At 61.1% G+C, this 18,898-nt stretch carries 17 protein-coding genes; 7 read left to right on the plus strand and 10 right to left on the minus strand.

The window, feature by feature from the left end:
- Positions 1-107 precede the first annotated feature (107 nt).
- Positions 108-2,618 (minus strand): ATP-dependent helicase, encoded by a 2,511-nt coding sequence (locus ABDX79_RS01010; RefSeq protein ID WP_346218874.1) that lies wholly within the window; start codon positions 2,616-2,618, stop codon positions 108-110.
- 711 nt (positions 2,619-3,329) lie between these two features.
- On the opposite strand from ABDX79_RS01010, the gene ABDX79_RS01015 reads away from it, so the two are divergent.
- The gene (locus ABDX79_RS01015; protein ID WP_346218396.1) at positions 3,330-4,673 is read left to right on the plus strand and encodes a dicarboxylate/amino acid:cation symporter; all 1,344 of its coding nucleotides are present in this window, start codon (positions 3,330-3,332) and stop codon (positions 4,671-4,673) included.
- Between the two features lie 172 nt (positions 4,674-4,845).
- Here the strand turns inward: ABDX79_RS01015 and ABDX79_RS01020 are convergent, their stop codons facing one another.
- The gene (locus ABDX79_RS01020) at positions 4,846-5,259 is read right to left on the minus strand and encodes a universal stress protein (protein ID WP_346218397.1); all 414 of its coding nucleotides are present in this window, start codon (positions 5,257-5,259) and stop codon (positions 4,846-4,848) included.
- A 233-nt stretch (positions 5,260-5,492) separates the two neighbouring features.
- Here ABDX79_RS01020 and ABDX79_RS01025 point away from each other — a divergent pair, with 233 nt between their 5' ends.
- Genes ABDX79_RS01025 through ABDX79_RS01035 form a run of 3 tightly spaced genes read left to right on the plus strand, consistent with a single transcriptional unit; the run spans position 5,493 to position 8,378 of the window.
- Positions 5,493-6,296, plus strand: coding sequence for a chorismate mutase (locus tag ABDX79_RS01025; protein WP_346218398.1), 804 nt, complete (start codon positions 5,493-5,495; stop codon positions 6,294-6,296).
- A 46-nt stretch (positions 6,297-6,342) separates the two neighbouring features.
- Positions 6,343-7,434 carry a histidinol-phosphate transaminase gene (hisC, locus tag ABDX79_RS01030; RefSeq protein WP_346218399.1) on the plus strand — a complete coding sequence of 364 codons (1,092 nt, stop codon included), beginning with the start codon at positions 6,343-6,345 and terminating at the stop codon, positions 7,432-7,434.
- Positions 7,434-8,378: a prephenate/arogenate dehydrogenase family protein gene (locus ABDX79_RS01035; protein ID WP_346218400.1), complete on the plus strand. Its 945-nt coding sequence runs from the start codon at positions 7,434-7,436 to the stop codon at positions 8,376-8,378. The genes hisC and ABDX79_RS01035 overlap by 1 nt, the downstream gene beginning before the upstream one ends.
- A 4-nt stretch (positions 8,379-8,382) precedes the next feature.
- Here the strand turns inward: ABDX79_RS01035 and ABDX79_RS01040 are convergent, their stop codons facing one another.
- Positions 8,383-9,636: an MFS transporter gene (locus ABDX79_RS01040; protein WP_346218401.1), complete on the minus strand. Its 1,254-nt coding sequence runs from the start codon at positions 9,634-9,636 to the stop codon at positions 8,383-8,385.
- 282 nt (positions 9,637-9,918) lie between these two features.
- On the minus strand, positions 9,919-10,611 hold the full coding sequence (gene ctrA / locus ABDX79_RS01045; protein WP_322187248.1) for a response regulator transcription factor CtrA: 693 nt from the start codon (positions 10,609-10,611) through the stop codon (positions 9,919-9,921).
- A gap of 356 nt (positions 10,612-10,967) precedes the next feature.
- Here ctrA and ABDX79_RS01050 point away from each other — a divergent pair, with 356 nt between their 5' ends.
- On the plus strand, positions 10,968-11,333 hold the full coding sequence (locus tag ABDX79_RS01050; RefSeq protein WP_346218402.1) for a flagellar FliJ family protein: 366 nt from the start codon (positions 10,968-10,970) through the stop codon (positions 11,331-11,333).
- A 14-nt stretch (positions 11,334-11,347) separates the two neighbouring features.
- Here the strand turns inward: ABDX79_RS01050 and ABDX79_RS01055 are convergent, their stop codons facing one another.
- On the minus strand, positions 11,348-11,653 hold the full coding sequence (locus ABDX79_RS01055; protein WP_346218403.1) for an urease subunit beta: 306 nt from the start codon (positions 11,651-11,653) through the stop codon (positions 11,348-11,350).
- A gap of 140 nt (positions 11,654-11,793) precedes the next feature.
- Complete coding sequence (locus ABDX79_RS01060; protein ID WP_346218404.1) at positions 11,794-12,372, minus strand: HupE/UreJ family protein; 579 nt, start codon at positions 12,370-12,372, stop codon at positions 11,794-11,796.
- 811 nt (positions 12,373-13,183) lie between these two features.
- Between ABDX79_RS01060 and ABDX79_RS01065 the strand changes: the two genes are divergently transcribed.
- A complete protein-coding gene (locus ABDX79_RS01065) occupies positions 13,184-13,612 on the plus strand; it encodes a Ros/MucR family transcriptional regulator (protein ID WP_346218405.1) in 429 nt (142 codons plus the stop codon).
- Positions 13,613-13,722: 110 nt separating this feature from the next.
- Positions 13,723-14,211, plus strand: a complete 489-nt coding sequence (locus ABDX79_RS01070; RefSeq protein WP_346218406.1) for a cupin domain-containing protein — start codon at positions 13,723-13,725, stop codon at positions 14,209-14,211.
- A 30-nt stretch (positions 14,212-14,241) separates the two neighbouring features.
- On the opposite strand, the gene ABDX79_RS01075 is transcribed toward ABDX79_RS01070, so the two are convergent.
- Genes ABDX79_RS01075 through rnr form a run of 4 tightly spaced genes read right to left on the minus strand, consistent with a single transcriptional unit; the run spans position 14,242 to position 18,894 of the window.
- Entirely contained in the window at positions 14,242-15,435 is a 1,194-nt protein-coding gene (locus ABDX79_RS01075; protein WP_346218407.1) for an MFS transporter, read from the minus strand.
- Between the two features lie 26 nt (positions 15,436-15,461).
- Positions 15,462-16,196 (minus strand): NUDIX hydrolase, encoded by a 735-nt coding sequence (locus ABDX79_RS01080; RefSeq protein ID WP_346218408.1) that lies wholly within the window; start codon positions 16,194-16,196, stop codon positions 15,462-15,464.
- Positions 16,193-16,633: a DUF983 domain-containing protein gene (locus ABDX79_RS01085; protein ID WP_346218409.1), complete on the minus strand. Its 441-nt coding sequence runs from the start codon at positions 16,631-16,633 to the stop codon at positions 16,193-16,195. Before ABDX79_RS01085 ends, ABDX79_RS01080 begins: the two co-directional genes overlap by 4 nt.
- Positions 16,630-18,894, minus strand: a complete 2,265-nt coding sequence (gene rnr / locus ABDX79_RS01090) for a ribonuclease R (protein WP_346218410.1) — start codon at positions 18,892-18,894, stop codon at positions 16,630-16,632. Before rnr ends, ABDX79_RS01085 begins: the two co-directional genes overlap by 4 nt.
- Positions 18,895-18,898 lie beyond the last annotated feature (4 nt).

Genomic DNA, 18,898 nt, shown 5'->3' on the forward strand with positions numbered 1-18,898 from the left:
CGATCGCTTCGTGATAACGGATTTGAAAACGCGTCTGCACCGCATGGGGCTTCGATACCGTGCCCGGCTTCATCAGCCGGATACGGTATCAGCTGTGCTCAGCGTGGTCAGATGCTTTCCACGAAGCCTTCCAGCACGCGCTTCTGGCCGGCCTTGTCGAAATCGACGGTAAGCTTGTTGCCGTCGACGAGCGCGACGGTTCCGTTGCCGAATTTCAGGTGAAACACGCGATCGCCTTGCGAATAGGCGCTTTCGTGTTCGGCAACCGACTTGGCGACGAGTTCGCCTTCGATCTCTCGCGGGCCGCCGCGTTTTGCCGATGAGTAAAGGCCGAGCCCCTTGCGTGGCGGCTGGTTGTGGCCGCGTCCGGCGCGGCCTGCGGAGCCGGAGGCCTGATCGCTCTCATAGGTGATTTCGCGGCTGCGTCCGCCGGACCAGCCGTCACCGCCATTCTGACTGGCTTTCGCGGCCTGGGCGCGTTTCCATCCTGGTGTGCGATAGGCGCCTTCGTTGAAGGCCGCCGCGCCGTCCCAGCGCGACGCGCCATAGCCGCCGAGACCGCCCGCGCCGTACCCGCCATAGGATGTGTTGGCCTCCATCACATCCACATGCGCCTCCGGCAGTTCGTCCAGAAAGCGGGATGGGATGGTCGATTGCCAGAGGCCGTGAATGCGGCGGTTGGAAACGAACCAGATCTTCGCCCGGCGCTTGGCGCGCGTGATGCCGACATAGGCAAGCCGGCGTTCTTCCTCGAGGCCGGAGCGTCCGCCCTCGTCGAGCGCGCGCTGGTGCGGAAACAGGCCTTCTTCCCAGCCCGGCAGGAAGACCGTGTCGAATTCCAGACCCTTGGCCGAATGGAGCGTCATGATGGAGACGGCGTCGGTCTCTGCGTCCTGCTCTGTATCCATGACGAGTGCGACATGTTCCAGGAAGGACTGGAGCGATTCGTATTCCTCCATGGAGCGGATCAGCTCCTTGAGGTTCTCGAGCCGTCCGGGCGCTTCGGCGGATCGATCGTTCTGCCACATCTCCGTATAGCCGGATTCCTCGAGGATCTGCTCGGCAAGCTCGGTGTGTTTGGTGGTCGGCAAGAGCTCCGACCAGCGCTTCATGTCGAGAACGACGCGGCGCAGGGCATTGCGCGGCTTGGGCTTCAGCTCTTCGGTCTCGACGATGTCCAAAGCTGCGGGAATCAGCGGAATCTGGCGCTCGCGGGCATAGTCGTGGAGGAGGCGGATCGTTGCATCGCCCAAGCCCCGCTTTGGCGTATTGACGATGCGCTCGAAGGCCAGATCGTCGGCCGGCTGGCAGACGCACCGGAAATAGGCGAGGGCGTCGCGGATCTCCATGCGCTCGTAAAAGCGCGGCCCACCGATAACCCGGTAGTTGAGGCCCATCGTGACGAACCGGTCCTCGAAGGTGCGCATCTGAAAAGACGCGCGCACGAGGATCGCCATATTGTTGAGCGGATGATTTTCCCGGCGCTGGAGGTCCTCGATCGCCTCGCCGATTGCGCGTGCCTCCTCCTCGGAATCCCAGCCGGCATTGACCTCGACTTTCGGGTCTTCCGGGTCCGGGTGATCGGTGAAGAGCGTCTTCCCGAGCCGGTCCTCGTTATGGCCGATCAGATGCGAGGCAGCCCCGAGAATATGCCCGGTCGAGCGATAGTTGCGCTCCAGGCGGATGACAGTCGCGGCCGGAAAGTCCTTGTCGAAACGCAGGATGTTGTCGACCTCGGCGCCGCGCCAGCCATAGATGGACTGGTCGTCGTCGCCGACGCAGCAGACATTGATCGTCGCCTGTTCGTTGTTCTTGTCGGGTCGCTGGGCGAGCAACCGCAGCCACAGATACTGGGCGGTGTTCGTGTCCTGATACTCGTCGACGAGAATATAGCGGAAGCGGCGATGATAGTCGGCGAGGACATCCGGATAGGCACGGAAAATCGCGATCGGATGCATCAGGAGATCGCCGAAATCGCACGCGTTCAGCGTCCTCAACCGCTCCTGATAGGCGGTGTAAAGCTCGCGGCCCTTGCCGGCGAAGGAGCGGGAATCGCCCTCGGGAATGTGTTTGGGTTCGAGGCCCTTGTTCTTCCAGCCGTCCAGCATGTTGGCAAAGGTGCGCGCCGGCCAGCGTTTGTCGTCCAGATTTTCGGCCTGGATCAGCTGCTTGATGAGCCGGATCTGGTCGTCGGTGTCGAGAATCGTGAAATTCGATTTCAGGCCGACGAGTTCGGCATGCTTTCTCAGGATTTTGACGCCAATCGAATGGAAGGTCCCAAGCCAAGGCATGCCCTCCACCTCTGCCCCGACGAGAAGGCCGATCCGCGCCTTCATCTCGCGTGCCGCCTTGTTCGTGAAGGTGACAGCGAGGATCTGGCTCGGCCAGGCTCGTCCTGTCGCGAGGATATGGGCAATCCGCGTCGTAAGGACGCGTGTCTTGCCCGTGCCCGCGCCGGCAAGCACCAGAACAGGGCCTTCCGTCGTCTCCACCGCAGCGCGCTGCTCGGGGTTGAGGCCGCTCAGATAGTCAGGTGCGCGAGAGCCTCGCGCCGCCATGGCTCTGGCCGCGATGCCACCGGGCTTCTGAGCCCTGTCCGATTCGTTAAATTCCGTCATGGACGGAAAGTAGTTGGACGAGCCCCCGAACTCCAGAGGACGGACGGGGAAGATCACGGGCACTGCGACAAGAGTCCACTTCGCCGGTGCTGAAACGCTCTTTCTCCGGGCTCTCGACATCGAACGCGCGCTCGAACCTTGTTGCGTGGGATAGTTGCGTTTTTTGGTCGCGCGACTGGAGAGAATTCGGTAAGCGGTAGAAATGCAACCTGACAAGAGCCGTGCTCACCGAGCTTCTACTCTCGAGCATACTGCCTTTCACAATCGCCCTTGAGCTGATCGCGGTCAGGCTCCGCTGGTCGACGCTCTCCTCAACGTGCTGGATCTCGGATCAGGCCTCGGTGGGCTCGGACGGGACGCGATGCGCATGAGTAAGCCGGATGCCGCCAAGCCCAAAGCTGCGGATGACGCGGACGGAATGACGCAGGGTGGCGGGCGATTTCAAAACCTTATTCGGAAGGGGGCCAGAACGCCCGGTCGCGTCTGCATTAACGGGCGTTGTGTAATGCTTAGGCAGGAATTGAGCTTGACGCTTCGATAAACATGGCGAAACATATGCAGTAAGGTTTGCGTAACCTTGCCGAATGCTTGAAGCCGGCTGCCGGCTTGAACAATGCCGGTGGCCCGTCGGCGCAAGCTTTCCTGATCGAAGGCGAAGCGCCTCTTTCGTCGCGCGGAGCGCGACTGCCTTATCGAAAGGGGTCCCATTTCATGTCCCTGACCATGAAAATCATGATCGGCATGGTGGCCGGCGTCATTGTCGGCGTCGTCTTCAACATGCTCGACATCGCCTTCATCAATGAAACGATCGTCGCCGGCTTCTTCGGAATGATCGGGACGATGTTCGTCAACGCCCTCAAGATGCTGGTGGTCCCGCTGGTCATCTTCTCGCTTCTCTGCGGCGTCATGGGGATCGGCGACATTCGGGTGCTTGGGCGTGTCGGCGGCAAGAGCTTCGCGCTTTACATGATGACGACCGCCATCGCGATCGCCGTCGCGATCACGATCGCGCTCGTCGTCGGGCCGGGGCAGGGCTTTACGATGGAGGGCGTCGATGCGTCCGGCATCCAGGCAAAGGAAGCGCCGACGGTCTGGCAGGTGTTCGCCAATATCGTGCCCTCGAACCCGATTGCCGCTTTCACCAATGGCGAGATGCTGCAGATCATCTTCTACGTGATCATCGTCGGCATTGCGGCGCTGATGCTCGGCGATCGCTCCAAGCCCTTCGCGGAAGCCTGCGAGTATATGAACGAACTGATGATGAAGATCGTCGGTATCGTCATGGCGCTCGCGCCCTATGGCGTCTTCGCGCTGATCGCCAAAACCTTCACCGAGCAGGGGATCGATCTCTTCATCCCGGTCATCGCCTATGTGGCAACGCTGACGAGTGCCCTGTTCCTGCATCTCTTCGTCACCCTGATGCTGATCCTGAAGCTGTTTTCGGGTCTCAGCCCGGTCACCTTCATGAAGAAGATCCGTTCGGCCCAGCTCTTCGCCTTCTCGACGGCCTCCTCGAACGCGACGATCCCCGTCACGCTTCGAGCCGTCACGGAGCGTATGGGCGCGAACAACTCGGTCGCCTCGTTCACCGTACCCTTCGGTGCAACGATCAACATGGATGGCACCGCCATCATGCAGGGCGTCGCGACGGTCTTTCTCGCCAATGTCTACGGCATCGAGCTCGGGATCGGCGGTTATCTGACGGTCATCGCCATGGCGGTTCTCGCCTCGATCGGCACCGCGGGCGTTCCGGGTGTTGGCCTCGTCATGCTGACCATGGTTCTTACCCAGGTGGGCCTGCCGATCGAAGGCATCGCGCTCATTCTTGGCGTCGACCGGCTGATGGACATGATCCGCACCGCCGTAAACATCACCGGTGATGCGGTTGTCTCCATGATCGTCGCGAAAACCGAGGGTCAGTTCAGCCAGGAAATTTACGACGATCCGAACGCCGGGCTTGCAGACGACGATCTGTCGGTCGATCCGGCTGCGGAGCAGCACCTGAAGGAAGCCACGCGTCCGAAAGGCTCGATGCATCCGAGCCCGGCGGAGTGATCTGGACAAACGCGCTGCCGGAAAACGTTCGGTTGTCTGATTTCGGCCGGCGGGGTGGAAATCCCGCCGGTTATTTAATCGTTACCATCCGGAATTTGCGCAAAAAGAAAGGCCGAGCGCGATGCGCCGGCCTTACGATTTTTCGGATACGCCAGAGGATTGGTGGTCTGGCTCAGCGAACCAGCATGACCGAGATGGACGCCTTCGTGGCGACCTTCGAGCCGTGTGCGGAAAAGAAATGATCCGGAACCCCCGGTATGTGGGTCGCCATAACGATGAGGTCGGCACTCGCCTCGTCGGCGGCCGTGAGGATTGCGCCGTTCAGTTCGATCGAGGGATCGTGGGAGATGACGACCTTGCCGCTCGTTGAAATGCCGTGGGTCTCGCCCTCAGACCTGGCGAATTGCTCCACCGCTTCCTTGTAGTCTTCCGGTGTGTGCGCGGCTTCCGTCGGCGCGCTCGAGGTGAGCCCGAAATAAACGACTGAGGCCTCGTAGTGCTTGGCAAGGTCTGCGGCGGTTTTCGTCGCCTTTTCGAGCTTGTCACGATGAGCGAGATCGATGGGGACCAGAATGCGCCTATACATGCTTTGGCTCCTTCGTATCGTCAGTATGAACGGCTTGGCGTCTTTGAGCCTAACACCTGCGTGCAGGTTAGGTTTCTTTCGAAGGCCTGGATGTGAAGAGACAGGTCTTTCGAAACCGTGGCGGCGGAGGCGGTGGTCCTCGGGGCGTTTTGCCTTTGCGGTCGAACCCGATGACCGCTAGAACCGGGCGCTTACGGAATTTTCAGGAGCGAAACGTGCAAAAGAAGGTCGAGATGGCTGAAGCGAAGGCGGGCGATCCGGCGCGTCTTCTGGAATTGCGCGCCAAGATCGATGCGATCGACGAGAGTGTGCACCGGCTTCTCATGCAGCGCGCCAGCGTCATCGACGAGTTGATCGTGGTGAAGGGCACGGTGCGCGACGGCGCTGCTTTCCGTCCCGGTCGCGAGGCTTCGATGATGCGCGAGCTCGTCACGCGGCACGAAGGCCACCTTCCCATCGCGACGGTCGAACACTTCTGGCGCGAGATCATCTCCACCTTCACCCATCTCCAGGCGCCCTACGAGGTGTTCACCTGCTCCTATGACGGCGATGCTGTGGCGGCGATCGAGGCCGCGCGTTTCTATTTCGGCTTTTCTGTCCCTTTGAAGCTGATCGAAAGCGCTCAGGATGTGGTGAGTGCGATCGAGGAAGGCGGCGACAGGCTCGGCGTTCTCCCCCTTGATGGCTCCTATCCATGGTGGCAGGGCCTCCAGAACGCGGCGATCGTCTGCGCCTTGCCCTTTATCAAGACGCCCGATCATCCGGTGAAGAAGCCCGCAGTGGTGATCGCGCCCCCCCTTGCCGATCCCGCCAAGCCGGAGATCGCCTGCTGGCGTGCCGATGGTCTGACCGCCATGGCGCGCGGAGAGGATGGCATGAAAGTGCTTGCCCAGGCGCCTTACGGAACAGGTCTTTTCAGTGCGCTGATCGCGACCGGCCTCGAAGAGGCGGATATCCGAAGGCGTGTAGGAAGAGAGGCCGATCTCAGCCATGTGGGCGGGTTTGCGCCGCCGCTCCAATGGCCTTATTCGGCCTGAAACCAATTTCGATCCTGCGCTCATCGCTTTCCAGAAAGCCGATCCCATGCGACCTGAACCGATCTCCGGTATCCTCGATATCGAGCCTTATGTCCCGGGCAAGAGCAAAGCCCCTGCGGGCGTAAAGCTGCACAAGCTCTCGTCCAACGAAACGCCGCTCGGCGCCTCGCCCAAGGCGATCGAGGCTGCGCGCGCCGCGCTCGGCGGTCTGGAGGTCTATCCGGATGGTCAGGCGAGCGCGCTCAAGACCGCGATTGCGGAAGTGCATGGGCTGAGGCCGGAGAACATTCTCTGCGGCAACGGATCGGATGAACTGCTCGGTCTTCTCTGCCAGTGCTATCTCGCGCCGGGCGACGAAGCGATTCATTCCGAGCACGGCTTCCTTGTCTACAACATCCAGATCAAGGCACGGGGCGCGCAGCCGGTCATCGCGCCGGAGAAGGATGCGACGGCGGATGTCGATGCCATCCTGAACCTCGTCACCGACAGGACGAAGCTCGTCTTCCTTGCCAATCCGAACAATCCGACCGGCACCTATCTGCCATTCGACGAGGTCCGCCGTCTTCATGCCGGCCTCCCGAAGCAGACGATCCTCGTGCTCGACGCGGCCTATGCCGAATACGTGCGCAAGAACGATTATGCGGCAGGTCTCGAACTCGTGTCGGAAGCCAAGAACGTCGTCATGACGCGGACCTTCTCGAAGATCTACGGGCTCGCGGCCCTCAGGGTGGGCTGGATGTATGCGCCCGAGGCGATTGTTTCGGTGCTCGATCGCGTGCGCGGTCCATTCAACCTCAACGCCGTCGCGATCGCCGCGGGGGCGGCTGCAATCAAGGATCGCGCCTTTGTCGAGAAGGCTGCCGATCACAATGCCGAATGGCTCGGCTGGACAACGGAAAAGCTTGAAGCCCTCGGTCTGACAGTGACGCCGAGTGTCGGCAATTTCATCCTCGTCCATTTTCCCGACGAGCCCGGCAAAACCGCCGCCGATGCGGATGCCTATCTCACGCAACGCGGTTTTATCCTGCGGCGCGTCACCGGTTACGGTTTTCCCAATGCGCTGCGCATGTCGATCGGTTCGGAAGAGGCCAATCGTGGCGTCGTCGATACGCTGGCGGCATTCCTGAAAGGCAATTGATGGCCGAAAGCTTCAAGCCGTTCGAGCGGCTCGCTCTGATCGGTATCGGGCTGATCGGGTCCTCCATCGCGATCAATGCGCGGAGCCACAAGCTTGCCAGGAATATCGCGATCTCGACCCGCAGCGCCGAAACGCTAGAGCGGGCCGAAGAGCTGGGCCTGGGCGACAGCTATCATCTGAACGCATCGGATGCGGTGCGGGATGCCGATTGCGTGATCCTCTGCGTGCCAGTCGGCTCGGTCGGTGCCGTGACGGAGAAGATCGCGCCTTCGTTGAAGGCTGGCGCGATCATCTCGGACGTCGGATCGGTGAAAAGCGCGGTGATCGCACAGATGCAGCCGCATCTGCCGGAAACTGTGGATTTCGTGCCGGCACACCCGATCGCGGGTACGGAGCAGTCCGGGCCGGACGCCGGCTTCCTCGAACTTTTCGAGAAGCGCTGGTGCATCCTGACGCCGGTATCAGGGACGAATGAAGCAGCGGTCGATCGGTTGAAAACCTTCTGGACGGCCTGTGGATCGGATGTGGAAATCATGTCCGCGGAACATCACGACCGGGTGCTCGCGATCGTCAGTCACCTGCCGCATCTCATCGCCTACAACATCGTTGGAACCGCCTACGATATGGAGGAGGTGACCCAGTCGGAGGTGGTGAAATATTCGGCCTCGGGCTTTCGCGATTTTACGCGTCTGGCCGCGTCCGACCCGACCATGTGGCGCGACGTGTTCCTGAACAACCGGGATGCGACACTCGAAGTGCTGGCCCGTTTCTCCGAGGATCTTTCGGTGCTTCAGCGCGCGATCCGCGACGGCAAGGGCGAACAGCTGTTCGACACCTTCACCAAGACGCGGGCCATCCGCCGCGAGATTATCGAGGCCGGCCAGGATACGCCAAAGCCTAACTTCGGACGCACCAAGCCGCCAAAGACGTGGGAAGACGGGTAAAGTCCTACCCTTTGCCGCCTGCGATCTTTCCTGCCGCGGGATCCTGCTTCAGCATCGCCATGGCCGTGATGCCGATCATCGGGCCGGGCAGCAGGACCAGAAAAGTCCACCGCCAGCTTCCGAGCCAATCGGCGATCAGCGGCGTCACCCAGATCGCGGCGACGGTCAGGGCAAAACCGATGCCCATCTGGAGGGTAAGGGCCGTTCCGACATAGCGCGGGTCGGACACCTCGGTCACGCAGGCCGAGAACTGGGCCGAGTCGCCGACGACGGCCATGCCCCAAACCACGGCTATCGCGAGAAAAACCCAAAGCGGGCCATCGAATGTGAAGCCGATCAGGGCGGCGCATGCGCCCGAGACGGCCATCATCCAAATGGTGATGGTCGTGCGGCCGACGCGATCGGCCAGATACCCGGCGCCGATGCAACCGACGGCACCAACGCCGATTACCGCGAAGGTGACGAGAGAGGCGAGCGAGGGCGAATCGAAACCTTGCTCTGAGAGCGCCGCTGCCGAATAGGCGAGGAACCAGCCCCAGAAGGCGTAGAGTTCCCACATATGGCCGAAATAGCCGAGATTTGCGAGCATCAGCGGCCGGTTGGCGATCACCTGACCGAGCTGTTTCGGAGAGAATGTCGCTTTGGAGAACGGGTAGGGACCCTCGATCGCAACCACGAAGAACAGCATGCCGCCGGCGAAGGTCATCAGCGACGAGGCCAGAATCACGGCCTGCCAGTCGAGCCCGGCGGTGAGCGCACGGATGAGGTGCGGGGCAGCCGAGCCCAGCGTCAGCGCGCCGATCACCGCGCCGAGGGCGAGGCCGCGCCCTGCCTTGAACCAGGTCGAGATGAATTTCATCGCCGGTGGATAGACCGAGGCGAGCGCAACGCCGGTAACGATGCGCGCGGCAATGACAACAAGAGGATCCGGCGCAATCAGGAGCGCGGCGTTCGCGAGGGCCGCGATCGTCGCGGAAAAGCCGATAAGGCGACCGACAGGCACGAGATCAGGCAGGTTGACGAAGCTTGCGGCAACCGCGCCGATGACGAAGCCGAACTGCACGCCATTGGTCAGCCAGGCGCTTTCGGCCGGCGACAATGCGTAAACCGCGTTAAGTTCCGGAAGGACGGCGGTGGCTGAAAACCAGACGGTCAATGCCAGAACGATGGCGATGCAGACAAGACCGAGCATCCGCCAGCGTCGCGGGTCGGGCGGAGCCGGCCTGTCGTCGGACGTTTGTGCCCACTTCTTCGTCATGAACCTCCCAATCCCTCTTTCGCGCGATGACTTTCTTCAAACGCCAGTGCGGCGCAGATGAGTCGACAAAAATCCGTGATCGCAGAGGGAGACGCTGGTTTTTTATCCTGCGCGGAGACGGACAGCGTTGAGATCCAAATTTGAGTTGGCTGTCCCTGCCGAATCGATGCAAAATCCGCTCGACATCATCACGGACCGGCCGGGCATGAAAAAAACCCGCCCGGCGCTAGTGCCGAACGGGTCGAACCTTTGGGACTGGCGTGCGGCTCAGCCGCAGCCTGATCAGGCTGCGACTTCTTCCTCGATCTCGCGCAGCACATAGCCGCGACCCCAAACCGTTTCGATATAGTTCTTGCCACCGGTGGCGTTTGCAAGCTTTTTGCGGAGCTTGCAGATGAAGACGTCGATGATCTTCAGCTCCGGTTCGTCCATGCCGCCATAGAGATGGTTCAGGAACATTTCCTTGGTCAGCGTGGTGCCCTTGCGGAGCGAAAGCAGCTCCAGCATGGCGTATTCCTTGCCGGTGAGGTGGACACGCTGGCCGCCCACTTCGACGGTCTTGGCGTCGAGATTGACGGTCAGGTCGCCAGTATTGATGACCGACTGCGCATGACCCTTGGAGCGGCGCACGATGGCGTGGATCCGGGCGATCAGTTCATCTTTGTGGAACGGTTTGGTCATATAGTCGTCGGCACCGAAGCCGAGACCGCGAACCTTGTCCTCAATGCCGGCCATGCCGGAGAGAATGAGGATCGGTGTTTTCACCTTGGAGAGACGAAGCGTACGGAGCACCTCGTAACCGGACATATCCGGAAGGTTGAGGTCAAGGAGAATAAGATCGTAATCGTAGAGCTTTCCGAGATCGACGCCTTCTTCCCCCAGATCCGTCGTGTAGACGTTGAAGCTCTCCGACTTCAACATCAGTTCGATGCTTTGCGCAACGGCACTGTCGTCTTCAATCAAAAGAACGCGCATAAGAAGTTCCCTTCAGCCGGCCGCGCCGAATCTCGATCGGTTCGGCAAAGCTCTGTTCTGTCTTAGTTCGGCCATGATGGTGGCACGAGATGGTTAACAAATGCTATCGGCCCGTCATGGACCAGGCCGCAGGCATCTGCGGACGATAAGATCGAGTGAAACCGTGTGCGCCGGCTGGCGACGCTCGTCTTTTTCAAGACTTATCATGTCGGTTCCGATTTACTCGGCCTTAAACCCTCGTCCCTATGATTAACCCTGCGCGTAAACAGACGGTTAAGGGCTAGCAATCGAGCCTTGTCCGAAGCAGTGGCGCGCACCGGTCCGATTTACGATCGGACGCTCAAGGGGAACGAGGCATGAAAAAAGATAATTTGACGCGTCTCGCGCGGTTCAAACTGAACGAGAAGAGACGTCAGGTGGAGCAGCTCGAGCTGATGATGGCGGAATTCGACCGCATGTGCAGCGATCTCGATGCTCAGATCGTCTCGGAGGAAAAGAAGAGCGGCATCACGGATCAAACCCACTTTGCCTATCCGATGTTCGCCAAAGCCGCACGGACGCGGCGGGAGAACCTGGGCAATTCGGTGAATGATCTGCGGGTTCAGATCAACGCGGCGCGAATCGCGCTCGAAGAGGCGGAAGCCGAGTACGAGCATGCCGAAAAGCTTCAGCAGCGCGATCAGATGCGCGAGGAAGGCGACCTTCAGAAAGCCGCCGGCTGACCTGAGGCCGCTGTCTAAAGGGCGCCCATGACCGCGCCGTTGAAACCGTAAACCTTGCGGTTCCCGCGAATCGGAACCAGTCGCACCTCGCGCGTCTGGCCCGGTTCGAAGCGAACGGCGGTCCCGGACGCGATGTCGAGGCGCATGCCGCGCGCTGCAAGCCTGTCGAATTGCAGCGCGGGGTTAGTCTCCGCGAAATGATAGTGGCTGCCCACTTGGATTGGGCGGTCACCCGCGTTCGAGACTTCCATTCGAACGCTGCCAACCGCTTCGTTCAGTACGATTTCGCCATCTTTGGTGATGATTTCGCCAGGGATCATCGCGTTTATCCGCCCGAGTTTTGAGGTGTGCGAAGCGCTGGAACGGACCCGGGTGCAACGACGCTGATAGTCCGCTCTCGATCTTCGTTCTGCGCGTGACGCGATCCCGAAACGTCATGCAACGTTTCGGGATATTGCCATTAGTTCAAGGCAAGGAACATGCTGGCCCCGACCGCAAGGAAGCCGGCGACCTTCGAGGCGAGGGGGAATGCGCCAGCCTGGATGCGCTCACCCGCGATGCATCCCGCTGCCAGAACCGCGGCCGTCGCGGCAAGGAAACCTGCACCGAAGGTGAGGGCCGACGCGCCGCCGAGTTCTGCGCCATGGGCTGCACCGTGAGCGAAGGCAAAGCCGCCAACCATCGCAAGCGAGATTGCCGCACCGGGCCGAATGACGCCAGAAACAGCGAAGCCGAGAGCGACGAGCGAGAGCAGAATGGCGCCTTCGACGAAGGGGATCGAGCCTGTCTGAAGGGCCACGGCAAAGCCGGCGCCCATGGCTGCCAGGAAGACGAGCGGCAGGGCGATGCGGTATTTCCCGCCAAGCGCGGCGGCGAACACGCCCGCAAGCACGATCGCAAGCAGGTGATCAAGGCCGGTGAGCGGATGCATGAAGCCGGCTGAGAAGGAGCTGTGTTCGGCGAGCGTGCCGGTATGCGCCAAGGCCGTAGCGGTCGTCGCGGCGAGGATTGCTCCGGCGGGAAGGATGGCTTTCTTCATGAATGATGTCCCATTCGTGTGGTCGACAGGCGGTCCGGTATGGATCCCGCGGCTGGACGTATCTTGCGCTTCCAGGTTTGGAGTCTGCGCTGCACAATAACCTGCCATAGTCGTGTCGCCGGTGAAAGTCGCCGGCCCGGTTTTCTCATCGCCCGCTTCGAGGACTGCCGCAGGAATTGACCCCCCGCAATCTCTGAGCCCTGGGTCCGAGCAACAGTGTTCGCTGATCGCATGCGCCAGGGATCAGCAGATCCAGCCCCGACTTTGTCGGCTCCTTGAGAATGCTACGCCCTGTTGCTCTTTGCTCTTCCGAAGGTCGTCGAATCGCGCTTGATTATTAAGTTCACTGCCGAATTACTCAGGCGTGAACATTGGCGGAAGTGGAACATATTTGATCGAATGGAATCCAGTCCGGGAATAAGTCCCACGTTACAGAACTTGTATCTGGCAGGTGCTGGCAAGCGGCCAGAATCCGAGCGGCGCGGCCACGAAGGCAAGAACATATGAGGGCATGTCTGTAAGCGGCGGTGGGTAATTGGAGGACCTCGTCTATTTTCCGCCGTGTTTCAACGTACCTGCTGCTTGTTGTGGAGGCTGAATCCTTCAGTCATTTCCTTGTGTGATTGCAAATAAAACTACGGGATAACGGTCTTCGGGCTTGACACGAAGTAATCCGATAACAATACAAGGGATATTAGCCGATTGCCCCGGGTTATAGGCGTTGCATCAAGCCGGCCGTATGTCGTGATGCAAGAGATGGCAGCAAATGCCCCGGCAACCAACGACGTTGCATAGATTAAGGACGCCCAAGATGGACCAGATCGAACCGATGGTCGATAACAATGAGATGCTGATGGAGCTGACGGCCGAGGTCGTCGCTGCTTATGTCAGCAACAACTCGCTGCCGGTTTCCGAACTGCCTGCGCTGATCTCCGATGTTTACGGTGCGCTCGGTCGCACGACGGCGCCGGCTCAGGAGCCGCAGGCCGAAAAGCCCAAGCCGGCCGTGCCGATCAAGAAATCTGTGACCGACGACTACATCATCTGCCTGGAAGACGGGAAGAAGTTCAAGTCGCTCAAGCGCCACCTCATGACCCATTACAACCTGTCGCCGGAAGAATACCGCGACAAGTGGGACCTGCCGGCCGACTACCCGATGGTTGCTCCGAATTATGCGGCGGCGCGTTCGCGTCTGGCCAAGCAGATGGGCCTTGGCCACAAGCGTCGTCGTGGTCGCTGAACCCTTTTGACGAGCTGACTGGCAGAAAGCTTCCGGTCATTTATGATGAGGCGCGGCCGTCCGGTCGCGCCTTTTCTTTTGTACGCGCCTATTCGTCAGAAAGGATGGTTATGGCTGAAAATACCGATGAACATCGTGACTGGAAGCATGACGGCGTCCGGGTCATAAAGGGCGATCGGCTCGATGACAACACGCCTCAAACGCCCGGCATGTATCGTCAGGCGGCCATCAATCTGGCGCGGGTCGGTGCCCAGAAGATCTGGGCGGGAACGGTCAGCATAGAGCCCGATGCGAAGACGGGTGTTCATCATCACGGCGAGCTGGAAAGCGTGATCTACGTGGTGAGCGGTCGCGCGCGGATGCGATGGGGCGAAAAGCTCGAATATGTTGCCGAGGCCGGGCCTGGCGATTTCATTTTCGTGCCGCCCTTCGTCCCCCATCAGGAGATCAATGCCGCACCGGACGAGGCTCTCGAATGCGTGCTTATGCGGTCCGGTAACGAGGCGGTGGTGGTCAATATCGAGGGCGTGGAACCGGTGGAAAAGCCGGAAGACGTCTATTGGGTCGATCCGATTCACAAACATCCAGGCGAACGCTGACCATCGGGTCGCCTCGTCTGAACGGTCACTTTAGCGAACGAAGAAGCGCCGGCTTGAGACGAGAATCAGATAGGCGCCGAAAAAGATGGCGAGCGACCAGGCAAAACCACTCGGCCCGAACATATCCATGCCGAGCCCGATCACTTGCGGGCCGACTAACATGCCAGCGGAATAGCAAAAGATGAACGCGGCGTTGGCCGCCGCGAGATCGGAGCCCGAGAGCTTGGATCCGAGATGGGCGAGCCCGACAGTGTAAAGGCCGGCGACGACCCCGCCCCACAGGAATAGGACGCCTGCCATCAGCGTCCAGCTCGTCGACAGAGCCGGCAGGAAAAGGGTTCCGATCAGGCCGACGACTGCGAAGAGCGCGAGAAGCGTCCGGCGATCCTTCACCCGGTCCGACAGGAGGCCGATCGGGATCTGCATGACGACATTGCCGAGGCCGATCACCGTCAGAAGCTGGGCTGCGGCCGATTCCGTGAAGCCGATGCGGTTGCCGAAAATCGGAAAGAGCGCAAATCCGCCGGCCTCGACGGCGCCGAAGACAAGGACCGCGCCGGTGGCAGTCGGGATGAGCCAGATATATCGCCAGAAGGATCGATCGTTGCCGCGTCGGTCGAGCGGCGGTTGTCGGTTCCAGGCGAGAAGAAGCGGGAAGGCGGCAAAGAGAATGACGCCTGCACCGATGCCGAAGGGCAGGAAGCCTTCCGAACCCACGACAGAGAAGATGTAAGGCCCCAGCGCGAAGCCGAGCGAGAGCACGGTGGCGTAAATGCCCAGAACGAAACCGCGCGATCGCGGCGGGGCTGCCGCGTTGATCCAGTATTCCGAGAGGATGAAGAGCGCGGTGATCGAAAAGTGGAAGACGAGGCGGAGGGGAAACCAGGTCCAGAAGGCTTCGAACACATAGAAGCCGACAGCGGAAAGGGCGCTGGCGAGGATGGCCAGCAGCATGGTCAGCCGCACGGTAAATCGCCGTGCGATCGGGGTGATCAGCGGCGCGGCTATCAGCGAGGCAAGGCCCGCGACAGCCGTGTTGGCGCCGATCAGGCTCGCAGAGATGCCGCGCTGCTCTAAAATCACGCTGAGCAATGGGAGGCCCAAGCCCAGGGCGATGCCGACTGCGCTGATGGAGGCGATCGCGGCACACGCGGACAACCAGTCGATCTTTTCAAGCCGGGCTTCCGCCTCGCCGATGATGTCTTCCGATTTCCGCTTCGCCATCGAGCCGGCCTCCCGGTCCGGACGCGTCATAAAAGATCGCGGTGTGAAACGCCGTTCTCGACATGGTAGAACGGCATTTCCTGCCGCGGATCGAAAAGCGTTGCCGCCAGAAGACGGCTCTCGATGTCCCTTAGGATACGACGCGTGATCTCGGCAAGGCGCATCTCCGCAAGTTCACGGACATCATACCAGCCGAGATCTTCCAGTTCGTCTGAAACATCGTGGCGGTCGTTGTGCGAAGACGGGACAAGATTCGCCGCGTTCGCGGCAAAGAAACGCGCATCAAATCGGATGGGAAAGTCGGGCGGCGTGATCGCCCGAGCGACCGGCACGAGCGCGTCGCAGCGAGGGCATGTCCCGACAGCTGCAAAGCCGCTCCAGTTTTGCGGTGGATTTTCGAAGGGGGAGGACGATCCGACGATCAGGCCGGTCTCTTCGAAGGTTTCACGAACCGCAGCGAGGGGGAGGGCGGGGAGCATTGCCCTGTCGAGGTTGGTGCGGGCTTCAAGACGGGCCTGCGCATGCGGAGAAAGAGCAAAGCGATCGGCGATTTCCAGATCGCCGGCTTCGACTGCGCCGCCCGGAAAGACGAAGACGCCCGGCATGAAGCCGTGTCCCTTGCTGCGACGGCCCATCAAAAAACGCGGTGTGTCGCCAGTTTTGTCGACGAGAATCAGGCTCGCAGCATGGCGCGGCTCTACGATCTCCGGAACAGCGTCGCCTTGGCTGGCAGCCTCAAATCCTTCGAGATCGTCCCTCACCCAATCGCCTCAGGCTCCCCGCCGAAGCCGCCCATGCGAAGCGCCCATTGGAGAGCGATCGTCGCGCCCTTGAGCGGCTGCATGAGAACGAGGGAAAGGAGAATCGTCACAGGCACCCAGATCGCCAGATGCGCCCACATGGACAGATCGGAAATCTGTTCGACGGCCATGAAGAGCGCGACGACAAGATGGCCCACGATGAAGATGGTGAGGTAGGGCGGCAGATCGTCGGCGCGGTGATGGTGAATCTCCTGACCGCAGGCCTCACAGGCATCGACGCTTTTGACGAAACCGCTGAACAGCTTGCCTTCGCCGCAATTCGGGCATCGACACATGAAACCCCGCATCAGGGCCTCGCCGAGATTGCGCTCGCTCGCTGTGTTGTTGGCGGACGCGATCGCGTCCGAAGGCGCCGAGAAATGGGTTACGTCGCTCATTTGCGTTTCCTCACCTTTGCGGCAGTGTTCTTGGAGGACCGCCGATGATTGCGGGTTTGCTTCTGGCTCTTGTGAAACGACTGGGTCCCGCGTGGCAGCTTACGCGGCTGCGTCAGCATCTCGAACTGCATGGAGCCTGCCAGAGGGGTGACATCGATGATGCAAATCTCCACCGCATCGCCCAGCCGGTAGCCCTGACCACTTCGCTCGCCCACGACCATACGCGCCGCCTCGTCGAAACGGAAGAACTCGTTACCCAGCGTCGATATGGGAACGAATCCGTCGGCACCATAGGTCGGCAGTGCGACAAACAGGCCAGCCTTGGTGACGCCCGTGATCCGGCCCGGAAAATCCTCGCCGACCTGATCGGCAAGGAAATGGGCGATCAGCCGGTCCACAGTGTCTCGTTCGGCTGCCATGGCCCGACGTTCGGCCTGACTGATCGCTTCGGCGATCTCGACCAGATCGGCTTCGTCCTCTTTCGTCAGACCGTCATCGCCAAGGCCGAGCGCCGTGATGAGCGCGCGATGGACGATCAGATCGGCATAGCGCCGGATCGGCGAGGTGAAATGGGCATAGCGCGCGAGGTTGAGGCCGAAATGTCCGATATTGTCCGGCTCGTAGACTGCCTGGGACTGGGAGCGCAGCACCACCTCGTTGACGAGGCTCTCGTTCTCGGTGCCTTTGACCTGAGAGAGGATGCCGTTGAAATGCGACGGTCGAAGCGAACCGCTTTTGGCGAGCGAGATCTCCAGCGTCTTAAGAAAGTCGCGCAACGATTCCAGCTTTGCAAGCGAGGGCGAATCGTGAATGCGGTAGATCAACGCCTGCCGCTTGTTTTCCAATGTCTCGGCCGCCGCCACATTGGCGAGGATCATGAACTCCTCGATCAGCCGATGGGCGTCGAGGCGCTCGGGGACGACGACCTTCGCGACACGTCCGGCTTCGTTAAGCTTCAGCTTGCGCTCGGGCAGATCGAGAGCGAGCGGTGAGCGCTCGTCCCGTGCCTTCGAGACGAGCCGGTAGGCGTCCCAAAGCGGGCGAACCATGGTTTCAGTGACGTCGGCCGGCACCTCGTTCGGTGTGCCGTCGAAGGCCGCCTGCGCCTCTTCATAGGCGAGCTTGGCGCGGCTCTTCATCATGATGCGGTGGAAGGAATGCGAGCGCTTCTTTCCGTCGCTGTCGACGACCATGCGCACGGCCATGGCCGGCCTGTCGACGCCTTCCTTCAGGGAGCAGAGATCGTTGGAAATGCGCTCCGGGAGCATGGGGACGACGCCGTCCGGAAAATAGACCGAGTTGCCACGCAGCTTCGCCTCGTCGTCGAGCTTGGTGCCGGTGCGGACATAGGCCGCGACATCCGCAATCGCGACGGTGACGATCATGCCGCCAGGGTTATTCGGATCATCGTCGGGCGCTGCATGAACGGCGTCGTCATGATCCTTCGCGTCCGGCGGATCGATCGTGACGAGCGGCATTGAGCGCCAGTCTTCGCGGTGCGCCATCGTCGCTGGCTTCGCCGCCTCGGCTTCCTCAAGCACGCCGTCCGGAAAGATGTGCGGGATGCCGTGGGCGTGAAGAGCGATGGCCGAGATCGCGCGCTCCGACTGCGCCGAGCCGACCACCTCGACCACACGCCCGATAAGCAAGCCGGTCCGACGTTGCTTGGGGGTATCGGCTTCGACGAGGTCGCCATCCTTCGCGCCGTTCTCGTCGCCGGGCCGGATCAGGATCTCGTTCTGCTTGCGCTCGACCGGCTCGACGCGCCCGCCGCCATGTTTGTCCGCCCGAAAGACGCCGAGCATCAGCGAGCGCGACTTTTGAAGAACCCGGATGACGGTGGCGGTCTTCGTTCCGTCCTCCGCTTCCTCGATCTTTGCGAGAATACGCTCGCCAAGGCCGGCCGTCTGGGTCTTTGGATTCTGGCGAACCGAAAGGCGAGGGCGGTCTCCGTCCTGGTCGTCGTCCCAGTCCGCGGGTTCGGCGAGAAGACCGCCGTCGCCATCGCGCGAGCGGATTTCGAGGACGGTAACCGGGGGAAGCGCGCCCGGCCGCTTGAAGCTCTTGCGCGAGCCAGAAAGCAACCCTTCGGCCTGAAGGTCGGCGAGAAGATCCTTGAGGGCGACACGCATGTCGCCCTTGATGTCGAAGGCTTTCGCGATGTCGCGTTTGCTCGACCGCCCGGGGTTTTCCGCGATGAACCGCAAGACGGCCTCGCGGCTGAGTTCGGGCATTTGCGAGCGGGTTTGCTTCTTAGCCATCGTG

Origin of the sequence: Fulvimarina fulva (assembly GCF_039652615.1) — a bacterium.
Taxonomy (GTDB): Bacteria; Pseudomonadota; Alphaproteobacteria; order Rhizobiales; family Rhizobiaceae; genus Fulvimarina.